Below are 20,412 nucleotides of genomic sequence, written 5' to 3'. Positions count from 1 at the left end.
GCCGGGCCTCCCGGACAAGGTGGTCCATGCGCCCTCCGTTCGGGGGCCACGCTGGGGGCTGTGTGATCGCTGTGGCGCAGGTAGGCTGCTGTGGCGCGTGTGTTCCGCCGCCATCAGGGGTCGACGGACACGTCTCCCGAACCGCGTGCCGGACCCACCCCGTCGCCGCCCCCGGAAAGGCCTCCGACGTGAAGAAGCTCGTCGCCATCGCCGCCAGTGTGCTCGCCGTCGCGAGCGTCCTGGTCGGTTTCCAGATCGCGGGTCCGTCCGCGCACCAGGAACCCGCCAGCGCCTTGAGTGGCTCGTCGTTCCAGGCCGGGAACATCATCTCGGACGCCAACTTCTACAACGGCACGTCGATGACCGTCGACCAGGTGCAGTCGTTCCTGAACGCGCAGGTGTCGTCCTGCACGAACAGCGGGTGTCTCCGCAACGGCCGGTACTCGATGAACAGCCGCTCGGCCGACGCCATGTGCGGCGCGGTGACCGGCGGCTCGTCGCTGTCGACCGCGCAGATCCTGACGCGCGTCGGCGCGGCCTGCGGCATCAGCCCGAAGGTCATGCTCGTCACCCTGCAGAAGGAACAGGGGCTCGTCACCTCGCGCGGCCCGTCGGCCGCCGTGCTCGAGCGGGCGATGGGCTACGCGTGCCCGGACAACGTCGGCGGCCACTGCGACCCCGCCTACGCGGGCGTCGGCAACCAGATCTACTGGTCGGCCTGGCAGTGGAAGCGGTACGGCAACCCCCCGGGCACGAGCAACTACTTCACCTGGTTCAACCCGGGCGGCACCCGCGCGATCCAGTACAACGTCCCGACCTCGTGCGGTACGAAGTCGGTCGCGGTGCAGAACAAGGCCACGGCTGCGCTGTACTACTACACGCCCTACACGCCCAACACGGCGGCGCTGAACAACCTGTACGGCACCGGTGACGGCTGCTCCGCGTACGGCAACCGCAACTTCTGGCGGATGTACAACGACTGGTTCGGGTCCACGACCGGCACCCCGCCCGTGGTCACCGCGGCGAAGGGCAGCTTCGACGGCCTGACGTCGAGCTACAACACCGTCACGGTCAACGGCTGGGCACTCGACACCCGCACCAAGGCGAGCACCCGTGTCCAGGTCACGGTCGGTTCGGCCACCAGGACCGTCACCGCGAACGGCAACCGGCCGGACATCGCCCGGGCCTACCCGAAGCTCGGCGCGAAGCACGGGTTCACGGCGTCGGTCAGTGCGCCCGTGGGCTCGCAGCAGGTCTGCGTGTCCGCGCTCACCGCCGCCGGCAAGACGAAGGCCGACCTCGGGTGCAAGACCGTCATCGTGGCAGACGGGTCCCCGCACGGATCCCTCGACCGGGCCTCCGCGGCACCGGGCGGCGTGTCCGTCGCCGGATGGGCGATCGACCCGGAGACCCCGAAGTCGATCGGCGTCTCGGTCAGCTCCGACGGGGCGTTCGTGAAGAAGCTCTCGGGTGCGAAGGACCGTCCCGACGTCGCCCGGGCCTACCCGAAGGCCGGCGCCGCGCACGGGTTCGCTGCGACCGTCCCCGTCCCGGCCGGCAGCCACCGCATCTGCGTGACCGGAGCGAACACCGGCAAGGGTTCGGACGCTGTCATCGGCACCTGCAAGACCGTCAACGTGCCTGGCTCGCGCCCGATCGGCTCCGTCGACAGCGTGACCGCGACGCCGACCTCGGTCGGGGTCACGGGCTGGGCGCTCGACGGGGACTCGAAGGACCCGATCCAGGTCGACGTCTCCGTCGACGGGGTCGTCAAGCGTGTGGACGCCACCGGTTCCCGTCCGGACGTCGCGAAGACCTTCCCGGCCTACGGGTCGGCCCGCGGGTTCAGCGTGACCGTCCCGGCCGGCAGGGGCAAGCACGAGGTCTGCGTCCGCGCCCGCAACGTCGGCAAGGGGAACGTCAGCCCGTCGCTCGGGTGCCGGACCGTCACCGTGGTGAACGCGGCACCGATCGGCAGCCTCGACGATGTCCAGGTCGTCAAGGGCGGCGTCAGCGTCTCCGGCTGGGCGATCGACCTCGACAAGACCGGGCCGATCTCGGTCGACCTGTCCGTGGACGCCACGGTCAAGCGGGTCACCGCGTCGAAGGAGCGTGCCGACATCGGCCGGGCGCACCCGAAGGCGGGACCGGCGCATGCCTTCGCCGTGACGCTCCCCACGGCCGCCGGTACCCACGAGGTCTGCGCGCAGGCGATCGACTCGGCCGGGGGAGTCGGCACCGCGCTCGGGTGCAGGACGGTGACCGTTCCCTGACGCTCGTGGAACAGCACCGAAGCCGTCGTCTCTCCGAGGCGGCGGCTTCCTGCTGTCCGCGGGGACGCGCCTCTCGGGGGAGGCGTCCCCTGTCGCCTGCTGTGAGAGGATCGTCCGGTGCTTGAGACCAGACCGCCCGTCGGGGGAGCGACGGACGGCGTCGCCGGGGGCAGCCCGGTGCGTCGTCGCCTCCTCGCGATCGCCGCCCCGCTGCTGCTCTGGATCGTGATCGCGGCCGCCGGGTGGCTCCGGTTGACGCCCGAGGTGCGCAACACGCTCTGGGCGGAAGACGGCAAGGTCTTCCTCGAGGAGCAGTACCGGCTGGGCTTCGCAGGGGCGCTCTTCCATGACTACGCCGGCTACCTGCACGTGGTGCCGCGCATCCTCGTCGCGGTGGCGTCGGGCGTGGCGCCGATCGACCGGTTCGCGGTGACGGTGTCGGTCCTCTGCGTGGTCGTGACGGCCGCGGTCGGCGCCGCCGTGTGGGTGCTCACCGCCGGTGTCCTCCGGTCCGTCGTGGCGCGGCTGCTCCTGGCGCTCGTGCCGGCGCTCGTGCCCCTCGGCCCCATGGAGATCCAGGCGAACGCGGCGAACCTGCACTGGTTCCTCATGTTCCTGATGCCGTTCGCGCTGCTCGCCCCCGTGCGCTCCTGGGTGAGAGGGATCCTCCTCGGGGTCGCGACGCTGCTCGCCGGTCTCACCGAGATCCAGATCGTCGCCTTCTTCCCCCTCTTCTTCGTCGGCATCCGCAACCGGTACCGGTGGCCGATCATCGCAGGATCCCTCATCGGTGGCGCCGCGCAGGTCATCACCACGCTGACCCATCCCCGCGCAGCCCCGACGGTCCCGCACAACACGGTCGCCGACATGGTGCTCGGCTACGCCGTCCAACCCTTCGCGGGTTCGTTCACCTGGAGCATGCCGACCGTCGGACGGCAGATCGTCAGCCACGGCGTCTGGGTCGTCGTCCTGCCGCTGGTCCTCGCAGCCCTCCTCGCGGTCGCGGGCTTCTGGTTCGGTGCGGCGCGGCAGCGGTGGATGCTCGCGTCCATGCTGTGGGGCTCGGCGGCGGTCTGGTTCGGAGCGGTCTTCCTCAACCCGAACGAGATGCTCGCGTTCGCGCACTTCGACGACGGCAGATGGTTGGGCAACTGGACGTTCCGGTACAGCGCGTCGGCGTCGATGTACGTCCTCGGTGCCTTCATCGTCATCGCCGACATCGCGCTGAGCCGCGGCGGGCTCGTCCGCTCCGGACCGAGCGATGCCCGGGATGCGGGCGTGTCCTGGGCCTTCCGGATCGTCGGCGTCGCACTGTCGCTCGTCGTCGTGCTCGCGTTCGCACTCAACTACTCGATGGACAAGGCGAACCGCCAGGGCGGCCCGGTGTGGGACCAGCAGATCCGGATGTCGGAGCCGCAGTGCACCCGGACGCCTGAGGCCGACGCGTCGGTCCAGATCGCCCCAGGAGCGCAATGGGCCGTCACCGTGCCCTGCGCCATCATCGACCAGGACGCCGAGCGCTGAGCGCCGGGCCGACCGCGAACCGTGAGAAGGAAATGACCCGGAACACCGAATCCAAGCCCCTAGTGATCGTTCCGACCTACAACGAGGCCGAGAACATCCACGACATCGCGGCCCGCATCCTCGAGACGGTGCCGGATGCAGCCCTGCTCGTCGTGGACGACGGCAGCCCCGACGGTACCGGTGACCTCGTCGAGGCGATGGCGCGGACCGACGACCGGGTGCACCTGCTCCGTCGTGCCGGCAAGCTCGGCCTGGGGACGGCGTACGTCGCGGGCTTCCGCTGGGGGCTCGAGCACGGGTACGACCTGCTCATCGAGATGGACGCCGACGGATCACACCCAGCGGACCGCTTGCCCGCCCTGATCGAAGCGGTGGCGGAGGCCGACCCTGCCGAGGACGTCATGCTGGCCATCGGGTCCCGATGGACCACAGGCGGCTCGGTCGTGGACTGGCCGAAGCGACGCGAGGTGCTCAGCCGTGGCGCGAACACCTACGCGCGCCTCATCCTCGGGCTCGACGTGCACGACATCACCGCGGGCTTCCGCGTGTACCGCGCCGACGCGATCGCGCGGATGGACCTCGGGTCGATCGACTCGAAGGGCTACTGCTTCCAGATCGACATGACGCTGCGGACGCACGACCTGGGTGGCCGGATCGTCGAGGTCCCGATCCGGTTCCGGGACCGTGTGCACGGGGTGTCCAAGATGAGCAAGGACATCATCATCGAGGCGATGCTCCGCACCACCCAGTGGGGCCTGCAGCGTCGCATCCGTCCCGGGGCGCACCGCCGCGCCTGAGGGATCGACACTCATCCGGCATCTTCCTCCGCGTCACGGAGGAGGGAGAACTCCCGGGCTCGTCACCGTGTCGCCCTGTGGACGGTGTCAGGCCCGGGGGAGCCGGATGCGCCAGGACCGACGCCGTGCCGACACGACGAGCACCGTGACGAAGAGCATGAGACCCGCGCCGTGCAGCACGTAGCTCTCGGCAGCGCTCGTCACCCCGAGGAGCACGAGCACGGCTGTCGGCCAGACGTAGGCGACGCCGGGGAAGGTCGTCGCGGTCACCCATGACCGCGCGAACGCGAGCAGTGCCGCGCCGACGAGCAGCAGCATGCCCGCCAGGCCGATCTGCAGCCAGGCGTCGACCACCACGTCGAGGCCGGAGGTGAACCGCGCTCCGGACGGGTCGACGAACGTGACGAACGGTACGACCGGTTCGCTCGGCCAGGTGCCGACCCACCCCCAGCCCTGGATCGGGTACTGCTGGATGAAGCCGCGGATCTGCGCCCAGAGTTCGAGGCGGGTGGTCGTCCCGCCCGCTGCGCCGACTTCCCGCAGCACCCGGTCCCGCGCGACCACGAGGAGGACCCCCATCGCGACGAGGAGCGTGCCGAGCACGGTGTTCACCACCGGTCGGGTCCCCGGTCGGGCGTGTCGGAGTGACCAGAGGGCGAGCGCGGTCACCGTCAGGGCGATCATCGCCAGGCCGGTGATCGGCGACTGCACGAGCATGAGCGTGATGACGGCGATCGCGGTGGACCCGATCGCCCGCCACCGGGTGACGGACCGGGTGAGGAACTCGACGACGAACGTCACGAGCGCCGTCGCCGCGATGAACCCCATGAAGTTGCGCGTTCCGCCGATGCCCTGGATGGGCCCACCGAAGGCGATGTCCCCACGGATGCCGAATGCGGGGATCGGGAGGTCGAGGACGAGGCCGGACAGCACCTCGAGCCCGAGGGCGACGACCAGCAGGACCCGGAAGGCGTCCCCGCAGGCACGGATGACCTGCACGAGGTCCCGTCCGAGAGCGAGGTACAGGCCGAGGCCGACGAAGCCGACCATCGCCGTGAACCCCCGTAACGCCACCCAGGAGTACTCGCTCCAGAGGACGCTGAGGCCGCAGTAGCCGACGAGGGCGAGCAGCGAGAGTGGCAGGACGCCGTGCCACTCGATCCGGTAGCGCTGTCCGAGCAGGCTGAGCCCGGCCAGGACGACGAGCGTGACGAGCACCGCCCATGTGCCCGGGGCGCCGACGAGGACCCGGACGGTGGGTTCACCGAAGGCGAAGATGACGATCGCGGTCGTGAGTGCCTGACTGAAGCGACCACCGGCCGAGAACCCGATCCAGGCGGACAGGTACCGCCGCGCGCGCACGCGTCGCGTCGTCCGGCCATCCGTCATCCGTCCATACTGGCGCACCCTGCCGTACTGCACCTGCGCCATCGCGGAGCGTCGATATCGCGGATCGTCGTTCTCCCGCTACCGTCGCTTCACGATGCGGCATGCTGGGACGGGACGGTGGACGTCGCTCAGGGCGGTGCTCGGGGCGGTGCTGGTCGGCGTGCTCGCCGCCGCGGTCGCCTGGCTCCGACTCGGTCCGGTCGCGCGGGGGACCGCCTGGGCGGAGGACGCCGGCCTGTTCTTCCGGGAGCACCTCGCGCTCGGTCCCCTCGACAGCGTCGCCCACCCCTACGCCGGGTACCTGCACCTGGTCCCACGGTTGGTGGTCGACGCGGCGTTCCTGCTGCCCGTCGAGTGGTACGCGCTCGCCGTGTCCGCCATGTGCTGCCTGCTCACCGGAGCGGTCTGCGCCGGCGTCTTCGTACTCGCTCGGGACGTCGTGCCGTCCCGGGCGCTCCGACTCGTGCTCGCCGTGGTGCCCGTCCTGCTCCCGACGGCCCCCTGGGAGATCTCCGGCAACGCCGCGAACCTGCACACCTACGGCCTCTTCCTCGCGCCGTGGCTGTTTGCACACCGCGTCCGCACCTGGTCGGGTGGCGTGGTGGTCGCCGTGGTCACCGTGCTGGTGGTCGGTACCGAGGCACAGGCCGTCCTCTTCCTCCCGCTCCTGGTCCTCGCCTGGTCGGGGCGGCCCGGGAGCGGCGGCGCTCAGCGGCACGGAGGACGGTGGCGTGCGCTCCCGGTCACCGTCGCCGCACTCGGCGCCGCAGCCGCCCAGGTGGTCACGGCGCTGACGACCGAGCGTGCCTCCCCGGCGGGTTCCCCCACCGTGTCGGACGTCGTGTCCGGCTGGACGCTGCAGACCGTCGGCGGCCTCCTGCGTGCGGACGTGGCGTCGGTCGGACGGGCCGTGGTCGCGGACGGCTGGGCCGTGGTCGCGGTGCCGGCGGTGGCGGTCGGCGCCGTCGTGCTGCTCGGCGCGGTCGTCGCGGTGCGCGACCACCGTCCCCGCCGAGCGGTGCTGGCCGTCGCCCTGACCCTGGGCTCCGGAGTCGTCTGGACGGCGGCCCTGGTCGCCAACGCGTCCGCGAACGGGCGGTGGTCACGGTCGACGCCGACGACCCTGGTCGAGGCGACCCCGTCCCGCTACGCGGCCGCAGCCGGCCTGCTGCTCACCGCCGCCGTGGTCGTCGCCGCCGCCGCCCTCGTCGACCGTGCCGTCCGTCCGCTCGGCGCGCGTCGTGGACGAACGGGAGGCCCGATCGCCGTCGTCCTCGTCGCCGTCGGTTGGTCCGTGGTCGCGCTGGTCCTGACCTCGTGGGTGGTCGCGTTCCCGGCGGAGGCGCAGCGGGCCTCCGGGCCGGTCTGGCAGCCGCAGTTCTCCGACGCGGAGCGCGCATGTGTCCGGCGTCCGTCGGCGTCGGTGCGGATCGACGCGCTGCCGTGGGCGACACGGGTGCCGTGCGCCCTGGTGCTCGGCGACGACTGACGAGTCAGGGGTTGGCGGCCCGTCGGAAGGCTCGTTCCGTCGCCGGTGGCCGAGGCCCGTCGTCGACGGAGACGGGTTCCTCGGTGACCAGGACGATCCGTGATTTGATCGCGATGAGCGCGAACAGCACCCAGTTGCCCTGGTAGAGCAGCCGCGACTCCGCGACGGACTGCACCAGGAGCGCGACGACGACGAGCAGCGGGAACAAGGTCACCGGGTCGAACGGCCGGGGCCTCAGGTCAGGGCCGAACCCGGGTCGGGTCGCGCTCGCCCACGTGCGGCCGGAGGTCGTGACGACGTAGGCGGCGAAGAGCACCACGCCGATGACACCGGTCTGCATCCAGACGTCCAGCGTGGCGTCGTGCGCCTGCAGGTACTCGACGCCGTTGCGCGGTGCGAGGCCGGACAGCAGCGGGATGTTCGGCCACCAGTACCCGATCCAACCCCAGCCGACCACCGGGTGCTGCTCGACGAGACCCCACACCGCCGCCCAGATGGTGCCGCGACCGGTCAGGTCCGACGAACGGCCCAGGACGTCGAGCAGCGGTCCCCGTCCGGCCGCGACGGCGACCACCACGATGACGACCGCGGCGGCGAGCCCGGCGTACCGCGGTGCACGGTGTCCGCTGGGCACCCGGCGCATCCACAGCGCGGCCACGAGCACGGCGGCCACCACGACGGCGGCGACGATCACCGTCGACGAGCGTGTCAGGACGAACACGGCGCCCGCCACGACGAGCCAGCCGATCGCGGGGGTCCGCCGCATGCGGCCCTCGGCGAGCTGCACCGCGACCGCGATCGCCGCGAGGAGGGCGACCATCGCGAGCAGGTTCGCGTTGCCGGGGAGCCCTTGGATCCGTCCACCGGTGAAGAGCTCCGCGCGGGAGAAGTAGAAGGCATCGGGGACGTCCCGGTCGCCGTAGTGGGTCCAGATCGGAGCGATCGGGTGCCGCACGACGACGGCGACCACGGCCTCGAACAGCAGCGAGAGACCGAGCACCCACCGGAAGGCCAGGCTCGTGGCGTCCAGGATGCGCCGCCAGGTCAACGTCGAGGCGATCGCGAACGCGACGACGGCGCAGACCACCTGTGCGACCATGCTGGCGAGCGTCGCCGGACGCCAGTGCGACCAGAGTACGGTGACCAGGCACCAGGCGAGGAACAGCCAGAGGGCACGGGGGGTGCGGGCGATCGGCGGTCGAGCCCGGACGACCACGCTGATGCCCCACGCGCCCTCGAGCGCCCAGACGGCGGCGGCTCCGTACCAGGTGAGCGTGTTCGGGACCGCGTCCCCGGCGAACAGCGTCAGCAGGACCGCGGTGGCGAGGGCGAACGCCTCCCGCTCGGGGACGGATCCGCGCGCGAGGGGCCAGGTGTTCGTCACGGGTGACAGGCTAGCGCGCACCGGTCACCTGCCGAGCGAGGTCAGCGCCGCCCGCAGGCGTGAACCGAGGGCCGGCGCGAGGGTGGTCGCGAACGTGGCCGTCAGGTGGGTGGGGTCGCGGTGTGTCAGGACCCCGCCGATCACCGCCGGACACGTCGTCGCCGTGCAGTACCAGTCGGTCATGTCGACGTACCGCGCGCGGTCGCCGACCGCCGCGACCGCCTGCGCACTGCCGTCGAACGCGGCGAGGGCCTGGGCGCGGGGCAGGTCGCACGCACCGGTGGTCGGGCCCTGCATCTGCGCCAGGCACGCGAGCACGTCGTCGCGCGCGACCGGGTTGTCCCGGAGGGCGATGACCGGCACGCCGCGCCCGGTGGCAGTCCGCCACGCTGAGACGAGACCGCGGACGACCGTCTCGTCGTTGCTGCCCCCGTCCGCGACGAGCACCGGGCTCTTCGTGGCGGCGTGTGTCACGACGAGGGCGTCCAGCTCGTGCGCGTGGTCCGCCACCCAGGTCATCGCGTTCTGCTTCCACCCCTGGCAGCTGTCGGTGTAGCTCTGGGTCGGGGCCTGCTGCTCGGCCGTGGTGAAGTAGCAGCCGATGTGACCGGCGACGTCGATCCGCCAGTGCTCCCGTTGCGCGACGGCACGGTAGGCGGTCATCAGCGCGTTGTTGTGCGAGTCGCCGACCGCGAGCAGGTGCTTCCGGTAGCCGGTGCGGGGTCCGAGCGAGCAGACGTTGAAGTCCGCCGTGGTGTTGGACCAGCAGGCACCGTCGTTCGCGTCGTCGTGCGCCGCTGCCGCCGGTGCGGGCACTCGGACGTCGGCGAGGCGGGGGTTCACGCAGGGGTCGGCGCTACCGATCCGCGCCGCCGCGCCGAAGCAGTCGACGTCCCCTCGCGCCAGTCGTCCGGCGAAGGCCTGGGCCTGGACCTGCTGGACGTGGACCGCCGTGAGGGTCCCGGCGCCGATCGCCACGACCGCCACCGTCGCGACCAGGCCGAGCAGCGCCACCCGAGCCGGGCGCATCCGCACCGCGCGGGTCCGGGCGCGCAGCGGCTCCTCGACGAGCAGGGTCGAGGCGGCGGCGAGCACGAGCGCGCCGACGAGCACCGCGACCTTGCTCGTGGTGCCCAGCGGGTGCCCGAGGACGACGGGCAGGAGCACGACGGCTGGCCAGTGCCAGAGGTAGATCGCGTACGAGGTCCGCCCGATGAAGGCGACGGGCGCTCCGCGGCCCACCACCTGCAGCCCGCTCCGGGCGCCGGCGGCCACGACGAGGCCCGCGGACAGCACCGGCAGGAGTGCCGCGGTCCCCGGGAACGGCGTCGACGGACTGATCACGAGGACGGACGCGACGAGGCCTGCGACCCCCAGCCACGTCCCTCCTGTCCGGACCGCCGCCGCCGCACGCGTCCGGGCCGGCGCGAGCGGGACGGTGGCCAGGAACCCGCCGAGCGCGAACTCCCAGGCCCGCGTCGCCGTGGAGAAGTAGGCGATGCCGGGAGCGGTGCGTGTCTCGACGACGCACCAGACGAGCGACGCGACACCGACGGCGCCGAGGAGCACCCGCGCGGAGCGCACCGGGTCGGCGTGGCGCGACCGGCGCAGCAGGAGGCCGAGCAGGACCAGGAGCACCGGGAGGGCGATGTAGAACTGCTCCTCGACCGAGAGCGACCAGAAGTGCTGGAACGGCGAGGGCCGGTTGTCACTGGCCAGGTAGTCGACCGCGTCGGATGCCAGCTGCCAGTTCTGCAGGTAGACGGTCGAGGCGATGAGCTCCCGTCCGTACTGGCCCCAGAGGGAACTCGGGACGAGGGCGAGGACCGCGACCCCGGTGGCCGTCAGCGTCAGGAACGCGCCCGGCAGGAGGCGCCCGGCACGTCGGGTCCAGAACGCCGCCAGGCCGATCCGACCGGTGCGCACCTGTTCGCGGAGCAGGTGCCCGGTGATGAGGTACCCGGAGATGACGAAGAACACGTCCACGCCCACGAAGCCACCCGGCAGTCGGTTCGGCCACAGGTGGTAGAGCACGACTGCCAGGACAGCGAACGCCCGGAGCGCCTGGACGTCCCAGCGTGTGTGGTCAGGGACGGGTGTGGCTGGTGAGGACATCGCGGAAAGCATATGTTCCGTGACGGGTCCTCGGAGTTCACTCCGCTCGGCGCAGCGCGTCTTCGATCCCGCGCACCAGGTAGGGCTGGAGGGTCTTCGCGAACGTGGTCGTGATGTGCGTCTTGTCGCGGTACACGAGCACGCCGCCGATGACGGCCGGGCACGTCCGGTCGTCGCAGTACAGGTCGGTGAAGTCGATCACCTGTGCCAGGCGTCCGACCCGGTCCGCTGCCTCCTGCTGCCCGTCGAACGGCGCGGTCGCGGTCTCCCGGGAGCGGTCGCACGCCGTCGTGGTCGGCCCCTGCATCTCACCGACGCACGTCACGGTCCCCGGCTCCGGCACCGGGTTGTCCCGGATCGCGATGACGGGCACACCCTGCTCGGTCGCGGTCCGCCACGCGTCGACGAGACCGTCGACGGTCGCCTCCTCGGCCGAGACACCGCCCTCTCCGAGCACCGGCCGCGAGGTCGCCGAGTGCGTGACGAGGAGCGCGGTCAGGTCGTCCTGCTGCGACACGTAGTCCTCGGCGTGCTGCTTCCACGCCGCGCAGCTCGCCCGCAGCCCGGCGCTCGGAGCCGACTGCTCCGCCTTCGTGAAGTAGCAGCTCGGGTGCCCGGCGACGTCGATCCGCCAGTTGTTCGCCTTCGCGATCCGCTCGTACACGTCGATGAAGGAGTTGCTGTGCGAGTCCCCGAGGGCGAGGAACCGCTTCTCGTACCCGGTCTTCGGACCCAGGGTGCACCGGGTGAACTGACCGCCGCCGGCCGACCAGCACTCGCCACGGTTCGCGTCGTCGCGCCGGGCATTGGCCGCCGTCGGTACCCGCACCGAGCGCAGCGCGGGGTTGACGCAGGGGTCGGCCGACCCGATCTCGGCCGCCGCGCCGAAGCAACGGACGTCACCCCGTTCCAGGCGACGCGCCGCCTCCGCCGCCTGTGTCTGCTGCACCTGCAGCGTCGTCAGCGTCCCGGCACCCAGGCCGACCACGACGAGGGTGGCGCAGAACCCGATGACCGCGACCCGGCGCGGTCGCCAGAGGCGGACACGACGAGCGAAGCGGAACGGCTCCTCGACGAGCAGCGTCGAGAGGGTGCCGACGAGCACCGAGCCCACGAGGATGACGACCTTGTCGACGGCGGCGAGGTCGTGCCCGATCACGAACGGGGCCAGCACGATGGCGGGCCAGTGCCAGAGGTAGATCGCGTACGAGGTCCGGCCCAGGTGCGCCACCGGGAACCACCGGCCGACGGACTCGAGGGGCGTACCCGCGCCGAGCAGCACCACGAGGGTGGCACCGACCACGGGCAGGACCGCCGCGCTGCCCGGGAACGGCGTGTCACCGTCGAGCACCCACAGCGACGCCAGGAGGAGGGCCAGTCCGGCCCAGGTCGCCATGATCCGGACGAAGGTGCCGGCGCGGGACGACGCCACCCCGATCGGCAGCGTCGCCGCGAGGCCACCCAGCGCGAACTCCCAGGCGCGTGTCGCCGTCGAGAAGTACGCGACGCCCGGGGAGGACTCGGTCTGCAGGACGCTCCACGCCAGGGACGCCACGACCACGACGACCAGGACGACCCGCACCACGGCCGCGGCCGGGACCCCGCGACCGCGGCGGACGACGCGGACCAGGCCGACCACCGTGATGAGCACGAGCGGCAACGCGATGTAGAACTGCTCCTCCACCGACAGCGACCAGAAGTGCTGGAACGGCGACGGGTCGTTGTCGCTCGCCAGGTAGTCCACTGCGTCCGCGGCGAGCTGCCAGTTCTGCAGGTAGACGGTCGACGCGATCAGCTGACGCCCGTACTGCCCCCACAGTGCGTTCGGCACCGCGAGCAGCACCGTGACCCCCGTCGCGGCGATCGCCAGGAACGCGGCGGGCAGCAGCCGGAGCGCCCGGCGCGCCCAGAACCGTCCGAGCGCGATCCGCCCGGACGAGAGCAGTTCGCGGACGAGGTGTCCGGTGATGAGGTACCCGGAGATGACGAAGAACACGTCGACGCCGATGAACCCACCGGGCAGTCGGTTCGGCCACAGGTGGTAGAGCACGACGGCCAGGACGGCGAACGCCCGGAGTCCCTGGACGTCCCAGCGCGTGGCGTCCCTGCTCCGTCGGTCGTCGGCCGGTGTCGGGGCGGGGACGGCATTCTGCACCGGGACAGCCTACTTGCCGCACGGATCCGAGCCGTGCTTGCGCCCGGGAGGCGGCCGGATACGCTCGGACCATGTTCCTCGGCATCACGAACACCCCGCGCGACTACGCCTGGGGCTCCGTCTCCGCGATCCCCGAACTGCTCGGACGGACCGTCACCGGCGTCCCGCAGGCCGAACTCTGGCTCGGTGCCCACGCCGGCAGCCCCAGCGTGGTGGTCAACCCCGCGATGGTCGGCGGCGCGGACACGGTGCTCGACTGGATCACCGCCGAGCCCGAGACCGCCCTCGGCACGGACCGGTCCGGGCTGCCGTTCCTCCTCAAGGTCCTCGCCGCCGCGGCCCCGCTGTCCCTGCAGGCGCACCCGACCCCGGAGCAGGCCCGGGAGGGCTTCGACCGCGAGGAAGCCGCCGGGGTCCCGCTCGACGACCCGGCGCGCAACTACAAGGACCCGTTCCCGAAGCCCGAGCTCGTCGTCGCCCTGAGCGAGCGCTTCGAGGCGCTGAGCGGCTTCCGACCCGTCGCCGACGCGCTCGCCGAGGTCGAGGCGCTCGACGCCGGTTCCGGTCGGCTCGGTCCGCTCGTCGTGCACCTGCAGCACGGGCTCGAGGACACCGTCCGCTGGCTCGAGGAGACCGACGACTCGGCTCGCGCGGTCATCGGCGCGGTCGGGCACCTCGCGACGGAGGCGGTCGCCGCCGCAGGCGCGGACGGTCGGGTGACGCCGAACACCGCGACCGCCGCCGACCTCGCCCGTGCCTACCCGGAGGACCCGGGCGTGGTGGTGTCGCTCCTCATGCACCGGGTGACGCTCGCCCGCGGCGAGGCGATGTACCTGCCCGCCGGCAACATCCACGCCTACCTGGACGGGCTCGGCATCGAACTGATGGCGCCGTCCGACAACGTCCTCCGCGGGGGCCTGACGCCGAAGCACGTCGACGTGCCGGAGCTCCTGCGCGTGCTCGACTTCACCGCACACCCGGCACCGCTCCTCGAGCCGGAGCACCTCGCGCCCGCGGTGGACCGGTTCGCGCCGGAGGGCGTCGGCTTCGCACTGGTGCGCGTGACGAACGACGGGCGACCGGTCGGTGCCGGTGGCACCGCGCCCCTGGACGGGCCGTCGATCGCGATCTGCACCGAGGGGGTCGTGACCCTGGTCGGTGCGCACTCGGCGACCCTGCTCCGCCGGGGCGAGTCCTGCTACATCACGCCGGACGAGGGCGACGTGACGGTCGAGGCCGACGCCGGCAGCGGGACCACCGCGACGGTGTTCATCGCCACCGGCGCCTGATCGGCGCCTGACGGGCGGCCACCGGGCCGCCGGCGCCCGTTCCGCTAGCGTGGCGGCATGAGTTGGTTGGTCACCGGCGGTGCCGGGTACATCGGGTCCCACGTCGTCCGCGCGCTCGGTGCGGCGGGCATCGACACGGTCGCGTTCGACGACCTCTCGAGCGGGTTCCGCGCGTTCGTGCCGGAGGACGTCCCGTTCGTCCAGGGCACCGTCCTCGACGGCACGCTCCTCGAGCGGACCATGCGGGAGCACGCGGTGACGGGCGTCGTGCACGTCGCCGGGTTCAAGTACGCCGGGGTCTCGGTCGAGCGGCCCCTGCACACGTACGAGCAGAACGTCACCGGCATGGCGACGCTCCTCCGGGCCATGGCCGAGGTCGGGGTGGACAAGGTCGTGTTCTCCTCGAGCGCGGCGGTCTACGGCACGCCGGACGTCGACGTCGTCGAGGAGGAGACCCCGAAGGCCCCGGAGTCGCCCTACGGCGAGTCGAAGCTCATCGGCGAGTGGTTGCTGCGGGACATGGAGGTCGCTCGCGGCTTCACCACGACCTCGCTGCGCTACTTCAACGTCGTCGGCTCCGGGCAGCCGGACCTGTACGACGCGAGCCCGCACAACCTGTTCCCGCTCGTCTTCGACGCCCTGCTCGCCGGTCGGACGCCGCGCATCAACGGTGACGACTACGCGACGCCGGACGGCACCTGCGTGCGCGACTACGTCCACGTCGCCGACCTCGCGCACTCGCACGCGGTCGCGGCCCGGAAGCTCGAGACCGGTGCACCGCTGCAGCGCGCCTACAATCTGGGCAGCGGTGACGGTGTCAGTGTCCGGCAGATCATGGACGCGATGGCGCGGGGCACCGGCATCGACTTCCGGCCCGAGGTCGCCCCGCGGCGCGCCGGCGACCCGGCCCGCATCGTCGCGACCGGCGAGGCCGCCGCGCGGGACCTCGAGTGGGCGATGCGGCACTCGCTCGACGACATGGTGACGAGCGCCTGGGAGGCCCGGCGGCACGCCGCCTGACCGGTCGCCGCACCGTCGGCCCCCGTGGTCGTCCTGGCCGCGGTGGTCGTTCCGTGTCCCCCGGAACGGGTCCGGACAGGGCGCGACACGCCCGAATGGGGGACATGCGACGGCGGAACGCGGAGGGGCTCCTATGATCCGCGACTTGACTCCGGGGAATCACACCGCTGTAATTACACCGACGGCATCGTCGTCAGGGCCGCAACCGAGACGTCAAGGGGTGATCAGGGTGAGTGCATCCGACTTCGAAGCCGGAGTGCCGGACGACTGGCACGTCGACCCCGTGGCGCTCGGTGTGCCGGGAGTCCGTCGGACGACCGAGACCGACGACGAGAACCCGCTCTCCTGGCAGGTCGACTCGCTCTGCGCGCAGACCGACCCCGAGGCGTTCTTCCCCGAGAAGGGCGGCTCCACCCGCGAGGCCAAGAAGATCTGCACCTCGTGCGAGGTCCGGGCGCAGTGCCTCGAGTACGCGCTCGAGAACGACGAGCGCTTCGGGATCTGGGGCGGCCTCTCCGAGCGTGAACGGCGGAAGCTGCGCAAGCGAGCCTGAGACGCCGCTGGCCGACGCCGGTCCGGCCACCTTCGCAACGCGCCGCCGCCGCCCACCGGAACCGAGCCTCCCGGCCCGTAGAGTGGCGCCGTCATGCAGCCCAGTGCCTCCTCACGCCGCGTCACAGCGATCCTCGTCGCCGCCGATGCGGCTGACCACCTCGACCGCACGCTGAACGCCCTCGCTGCGCAGACCCGTCCGCCCGAGGCGCTCGTCGTCGTCGACGTCGGGTCCACAGACGGGTCCACCTCGGAACTCTCGTTCGGCGGCAGCGCCCAGCTCTCCCGGATCCCGGCCGGCCGGCCGTTCGGCGAAGCCGTGCGGCACGGCGAGCGGGTGGCCCCCCGCGCCGAGGCCGAGGACGGCGTCGACGAGTGGCTCTGGCTCGTCGGACACGACAACACCCCGACGCCCGGGACGCTCGCGGCACTCCTGGCGGCCGTCGAGATCGCCCCGTCGGTCGCGATCGCCGGGCCGAAGCTCGTCCACGTCGACGACCCGGCGCGCATCGCCGCCTTCGGCGAGAGCATGACCCGGCTCGGGCGCTCCGTCACCCTGGTGCAGGACGAACTCGACCAGGGGCAGCACGACCGCCAGACCGACGTGCTCGGCGTCTCGGCCGGCGGCATGCTCGTCCGGCGGTCCGTGTGGAACAGCCTCGGCGGGTTCGACCCGGCGCTGCCGGACGTCGACGCCGCCCTCGACTTCTCCGTCCGCGCGCGCCTGGCGGGGCACCGCGTCGCCGTCGTGCCCGAGGCCCGCGCCACCAGCGCCGGGCCGATCGAGGAGTTCGGCCGCGCCAAGGTCTCCGAGCGTCGCCGCGTGCGGATGCACCGGCAGGCACAGCTGCACCGGCGCCTCACCTACGCGCCCGTCGGCGTCCTCTGGCTGCACTGGCTCACGCTCCTGCCCTTCGCCGTCGGCCGCGCGGTCGGACACCTCGTCGCCAAGCACCCCGCGGCGGTCGCCGGTGAACTGGCGGCCGCGCTCGCGGTCGCCTTCGGCGGTGGCGTCCGACGTGCCCGTCGGACGCTCGCCGCGAACCGGAAGACCGGGTGGGCGGCGATCGAGCCGCTCCGCGTGAGCTGGCGGAGGGTGCACGAACACCGCACCACGTCGCGTGACGTCGAGCTCGCGCGGGCGGAGGACGCACCGGTCGCCCGCGCGTCCTTCCTCGGGGACGGCGGCGTCTGGGTGGTGCTCGCCGCGGTGGTGCTGAGCGTCGTGACGCTGTTCCCCCTGCTCGGCTCGCCGGCGCTCACGGGCGGGGGACTCCTGCCGCTGAGCACCGACGTCGGCGACCTCTGGCGGAACGTCGGGTACGGCTGGCACTCGCTCGGCACCGGCTCCACCGGACCGTCGGACCCGTTCGCCGCGGTGCTCGCCGTCCTCGGGTCGATCACGTTCTGGTCGCCGTCCACCTCGGTCGTCGTCGTGATGCTGCTCTCGTTCCCGCTCGCCGCGTTCGGCGCCTGGGCGGCCGTGCGCAAGGTGACGACGCGGACCTGGGTCCCGGTCATCGGCGCCGTGCTCTATACGCTCGCCCCCGCGCTCGTCGGCGCGGTCACCTCGGGTCACCTCGGCGCCGTGATCGCACACGTGCTGCTGCCCTGGCTGTTCCTGACGCTCGTCGAGGCGCACCGCTCGTGGGCGTCCGCGTCGGGCGCCGCGCTGCTCTTCGCGGTCGTCGCCGCGTGCGCCCCGTCGCTCCTGCCGGTGCTGCTCGTCGGGTGGCTGGTCGCCCTGGTGGTCGGCTTCCGGCACGCGCACCGACGCGTCTTCGTGCCGGTCCCGGCGGCGGTGCTGTTCCTGCCGCTGGTCCTCGCGCAGGTGGGCAGGGGGAACCCGCTCGCCGTGTTCGCCGACCCGGGTGTACCGACGGCCACACCCGCGCCGAGCGCACTCCAGCTCGCCATCGGGCAGCCGCTGCCGGACTGGAACGGCTGGCTGTCCGCCACCGCGCCCCTCGGCCTCGGCAGCGCGGTGTTGCCCGTCGCGATGGCGGTCCTGGCACTCCCGGTCGCCGCGAGCGCCCTCGGCGCCGTGCTCGGACACCGATGGACCCTCGCGGGCACCGCGCTCGTCGCCGCACTCCTCGGGTACGCGACCGCGTTCGGCGCGACCCACCTCGCCGTCACCGGTGTCGGGTCCACGACGACGATCGTCTGGCCGGGCAGCGCCCTGTCCGTCATGGCCCTCGCCCTCGTGGTCGCCGCCTGCATCGGCATCGACACCGTGCCACGTGCGGCCCCGGTCGTCGGTCTCGTCGCGAGCGTCTTCGCGGCCGTCGCCGTCGCGCCTGCGTTCGGGGCCTTCTACCTCGACCGCGCGGCGATCCAGCCGACCTCGGGACGGGTGTTGAGCGCGTACGTTAACGCCGAGGCGCAGGCCAACCCGGACGTCGGCACCCTCGTCGTGCAGCCCCAGACCGACGGGTCCCTCGCGGTCTCCCTCGAGCGCGGCCAGGGCTCGACGCTGGACGACCAGTCCACGCTCGACGCGACCGCGCTGTCGCTCAGCCGGTCCGGTTCGCGGTTGGCCACGCTGGCCGGGAACCTCGCGAGCCGCAGTGGCTACGACCCCGAGCCGGCGCTCCGGGAACTCGGCGTCAGCTTCGTGCTGCTCGACGACGCGCCGGACGACCCCGAGGCCCGGGCGGTCCACGACCGCGCGGCCGGGGCGATCGGCCAGAACGCGCTCTTCACGAGTATCGGCGAGACGACGAACGGCGCGCTCTTCCACTACGAGGGCGACGTCGACCGCACGAGCACCGGGTCCGCCGCCGCGAAGGCCACGCACGTGCTGTACCTCGTGGTGATCGGGATCGTGTTCGGTGCCGCCGCACTGCTCGCCGTCCCGACCGCGCCGCGTCGACGCCGTGCCACCTCGAACGTGATCGAGGCCGACGAACCCGCCACCACCTTCGACGAGGAGCGCGACGAATGAGCACGAGCACCGCGCGCCGCTGGGCGCTCCGCGGCACCGCGACCGCCGTCGCCGTCGTCGTCGCGGCCGGCACGATCGCCGCCGCGCACACCATCGGCACCAGCGAGACGCCCGGGCACCCGGCGGGTCGGACCGTCACGCCCGTCCCCGCCGCGGCGGAACGGGTCTGCGCGGGGAGCGCGCTGCGGCTCTCCGACGACGCCGGCAACGACGCCACCCGGGCGAGCGCGGTCGGTTCCCCGGAGATCGCGAGCGCCACCACGGGTGGGACCGTCGAGCGCACGCAGCTCGAGGGGTCGAGCACCGGCAGCAGTGACCCGACCCTGCTCACCGCGCCCGCCGGGGACACCGCGCCGCAGGTGGCCGGCAGCAGCGTCCAGAGCGTCTCGGACGGCGACCTGGTCGGCATGGGAGCGGCGTCGTGCGACGACCCGTCGCAGTCGACCTGGTTGGTCGGCGGCTCGACGGAGACCGGCCGGACGAGCCTCGTCACGCTCGCCAACCCCACCGACGTCAACGCGACCGTGGACCTGGCGATCGCCGACGCGGAGGGCACCGTCAGCGCGCCCGGCACGACCGGCATCGTCGTCGCCCCGAACTCCCAGAAGGTCGTCCCGCTCTCCGGCTTCGTCACCGACCAGGGCGCGACGGTGGTCCACGTCACCTCGACCGGGGGCCAGATCGTCGCGCACATGCAGGAGACCGTCGTCCGGACGCTCACCCCTGGTGGGTTCGACATCGTCTCGGGCGGAGCCGCTCCCGCGCGCACGCAGGTCATCCCGGGTGTCGTGCTCGACGACGCCGAGGGGGCGCAGCGTGGCGAGGACACCGCGGACGCGGCACCCGCGCTCCGGCTCTACGTGCCGGGGGACCGGGCAGCGCGTGTGACGCTCGGCATCACGACGGCGGACGGCGGTGGCACCACCGTGGACGCCACCGCGGAGCCCGGCATCGTCACCGACGTGCCGCTCGACGACTTCCCGGACGGCCGGTACTCGTTCACGATCACCTCGACGGTGCCGATCGTCGCCGCGGCGCGCACGACCACGCCGACCGAGGACGGCCGGACGGACCTCGGCTGGTTCGCCTCGGCGGAACCGCTCGGAGCGTCGACGGTCACCGCCGTCGCCCCCGGTTCCGGCGCCCGGCTCAACCTCGTCAACCCCACGCGGGAGGACGCGACCGTCACGATCGCGTCCGGTGAGGACTCCCAGGAGGTCGAGGTCGCCTCCGGGTCGACCGCGACGGTCAGCGTGCCGAGCACGCAGCAGCTACGGATCACCGGCGCGGCGGGACTGGTCGCCGGCGTCACGTACCAGGGCGATGACGGCATCGCCGGGTTCCCGGTCCGGCCGTCCACCGAGGTGTCCAGCCCCCTGCGGGTCTACCCCTAGCGGGTCTGCGGCTGGCGGGTCTGCCGCTGGCAGGTCTGCCGCTGGTGCGTCCGCCGGGTCGTCGCCTGCGCGCGGTGCCGGCCG

13 protein-coding genes are annotated in these 20,412 nt (G+C 72.6%); 9 read left to right on the top strand and 4 right to left on the bottom strand.

Going from position 1 to position 20,412, the window contains the following annotated elements; all coding sequences use genetic code 11:
- The first annotated feature begins 188 nt into the window (after positions 1 to 188).
- From DEJ34_RS10110 to DEJ34_RS10100, 3 genes are all read left to right on the top strand, one after another.
- On the top strand, positions 189 to 2,273 hold the full coding sequence (locus DEJ34_RS10110; RefSeq protein ID WP_110889929.1) for a hypothetical protein: 2,085 nt from the start codon (positions 189 to 191) through the stop codon (positions 2,271 to 2,273).
- A gap of 117 nt (positions 2,274 to 2,390) precedes the next feature.
- On the top strand, positions 2,391 to 3,797 hold the full coding sequence (locus DEJ34_RS10105) for a hypothetical protein (protein ID WP_146234084.1): 1,407 nt from the start codon (positions 2,391 to 2,393) through the stop codon (positions 3,795 to 3,797).
- Between the two features lie 32 nt (positions 3,798 to 3,829).
- Positions 3,830 to 4,594 (top strand): polyprenol monophosphomannose synthase, encoded by a 765-nt coding sequence (locus DEJ34_RS10100; RefSeq protein ID WP_110889927.1) that lies wholly within the window; start codon positions 3,830 to 3,832, stop codon positions 4,592 to 4,594.
- 87 nt (positions 4,595 to 4,681) lie between these two features.
- On the opposite strand, the gene DEJ34_RS10095 is transcribed toward DEJ34_RS10100, so the two are convergent.
- On the bottom strand, positions 4,682 to 5,983 hold the full coding sequence (locus DEJ34_RS10095) for an O-antigen ligase family protein (protein ID WP_110889926.1): 1,302 nt from the start codon (positions 5,981 to 5,983) through the stop codon (positions 4,682 to 4,684).
- A gap of 94 nt (positions 5,984 to 6,077) precedes the next feature.
- Between DEJ34_RS10095 and DEJ34_RS10090 the strand changes: the two genes are divergently transcribed.
- Positions 6,078 to 7,472 (top strand): hypothetical protein, encoded by a 1,395-nt coding sequence (locus tag DEJ34_RS10090; RefSeq protein ID WP_146236892.1) that lies wholly within the window; start codon positions 6,078 to 6,080, stop codon positions 7,470 to 7,472.
- 4 nt (positions 7,473 to 7,476) lie between these two features.
- Here DEJ34_RS10090 and DEJ34_RS10085 read toward each other — a convergent pair whose 3' ends face one another.
- Genes DEJ34_RS10085 through DEJ34_RS10075 form a run of 3 tightly spaced genes read right to left on the bottom strand, consistent with a single transcriptional unit; the run spans position 7,477 to position 13,126 of the window.
- Entirely contained in the window at positions 7,477 to 8,856 is a 1,380-nt protein-coding gene (locus DEJ34_RS10085) for an O-antigen ligase family protein (RefSeq protein WP_110911088.1), read from the bottom strand.
- 24 nt (positions 8,857 to 8,880) lie between these two features.
- Positions 8,881 to 10,971 (bottom strand): acyltransferase family protein, encoded by a 2,091-nt coding sequence (locus tag DEJ34_RS10080; protein WP_181422218.1) that lies wholly within the window; start codon positions 10,969 to 10,971, stop codon positions 8,881 to 8,883.
- 37 nt (positions 10,972 to 11,008) lie between these two features.
- Positions 11,009 to 13,126 carry an acyltransferase family protein gene (locus DEJ34_RS10075; protein ID WP_110911086.1) on the bottom strand — a complete coding sequence of 706 codons (2,118 nt, stop codon included), beginning with the start codon at positions 13,124 to 13,126 and terminating at the stop codon, positions 11,009 to 11,011.
- 71 nt (positions 13,127 to 13,197) lie between these two features.
- Between DEJ34_RS10075 and manA the strand changes: the two genes are divergently transcribed.
- From manA to DEJ34_RS10050, 5 genes are all read left to right on the top strand, one after another.
- A complete protein-coding gene (gene manA, locus DEJ34_RS10070) occupies positions 13,198 to 14,415 on the top strand; it encodes a mannose-6-phosphate isomerase, class I (RefSeq protein ID WP_110900590.1) in 1,218 nt (405 codons plus the stop codon).
- A gap of 57 nt (positions 14,416 to 14,472) precedes the next feature.
- Positions 14,473 to 15,435, top strand: coding sequence for a UDP-glucose 4-epimerase GalE (gene galE, locus DEJ34_RS10065; protein ID WP_110911085.1), 963 nt, complete (start codon positions 14,473 to 14,475; stop codon positions 15,433 to 15,435).
- A 220-nt stretch (positions 15,436 to 15,655) separates the two neighbouring features.
- Positions 15,656 to 15,988: a WhiB family transcriptional regulator gene (locus DEJ34_RS10060; RefSeq protein WP_375232109.1), complete on the top strand. Its 333-nt coding sequence runs from the start codon at positions 15,656 to 15,658 to the stop codon at positions 15,986 to 15,988.
- Between the two features lie 93 nt (positions 15,989 to 16,081).
- Positions 16,082 to 18,934, top strand: a complete 2,853-nt coding sequence (locus DEJ34_RS10055; RefSeq protein ID WP_110911084.1) for a glycosyltransferase family 2 protein — start codon at positions 16,082 to 16,084, stop codon at positions 18,932 to 18,934.
- Complete coding sequence (locus tag DEJ34_RS10050) at positions 18,931 to 20,328, top strand: DUF5719 family protein (RefSeq protein WP_110824497.1); 1,398 nt, start codon at positions 18,931 to 18,933, stop codon at positions 20,326 to 20,328. Before DEJ34_RS10055 ends, DEJ34_RS10050 begins: the two co-directional genes overlap by 4 nt.
- The last annotated feature ends 84 nt before the right edge of the window (positions 20,329 to 20,412 follow it).

It is taken from the genome of Curtobacterium sp. MCPF17_050, from assembly GCF_003224435.2.
Taxonomy (GTDB): Bacteria; Actinomycetota; Actinomycetes; order Actinomycetales; family Microbacteriaceae; genus Curtobacterium.
The sequence above is the reverse complement of the archived record's forward strand: the minus strand, read 5'-3'. Positions and strand labels throughout refer to the sequence as shown.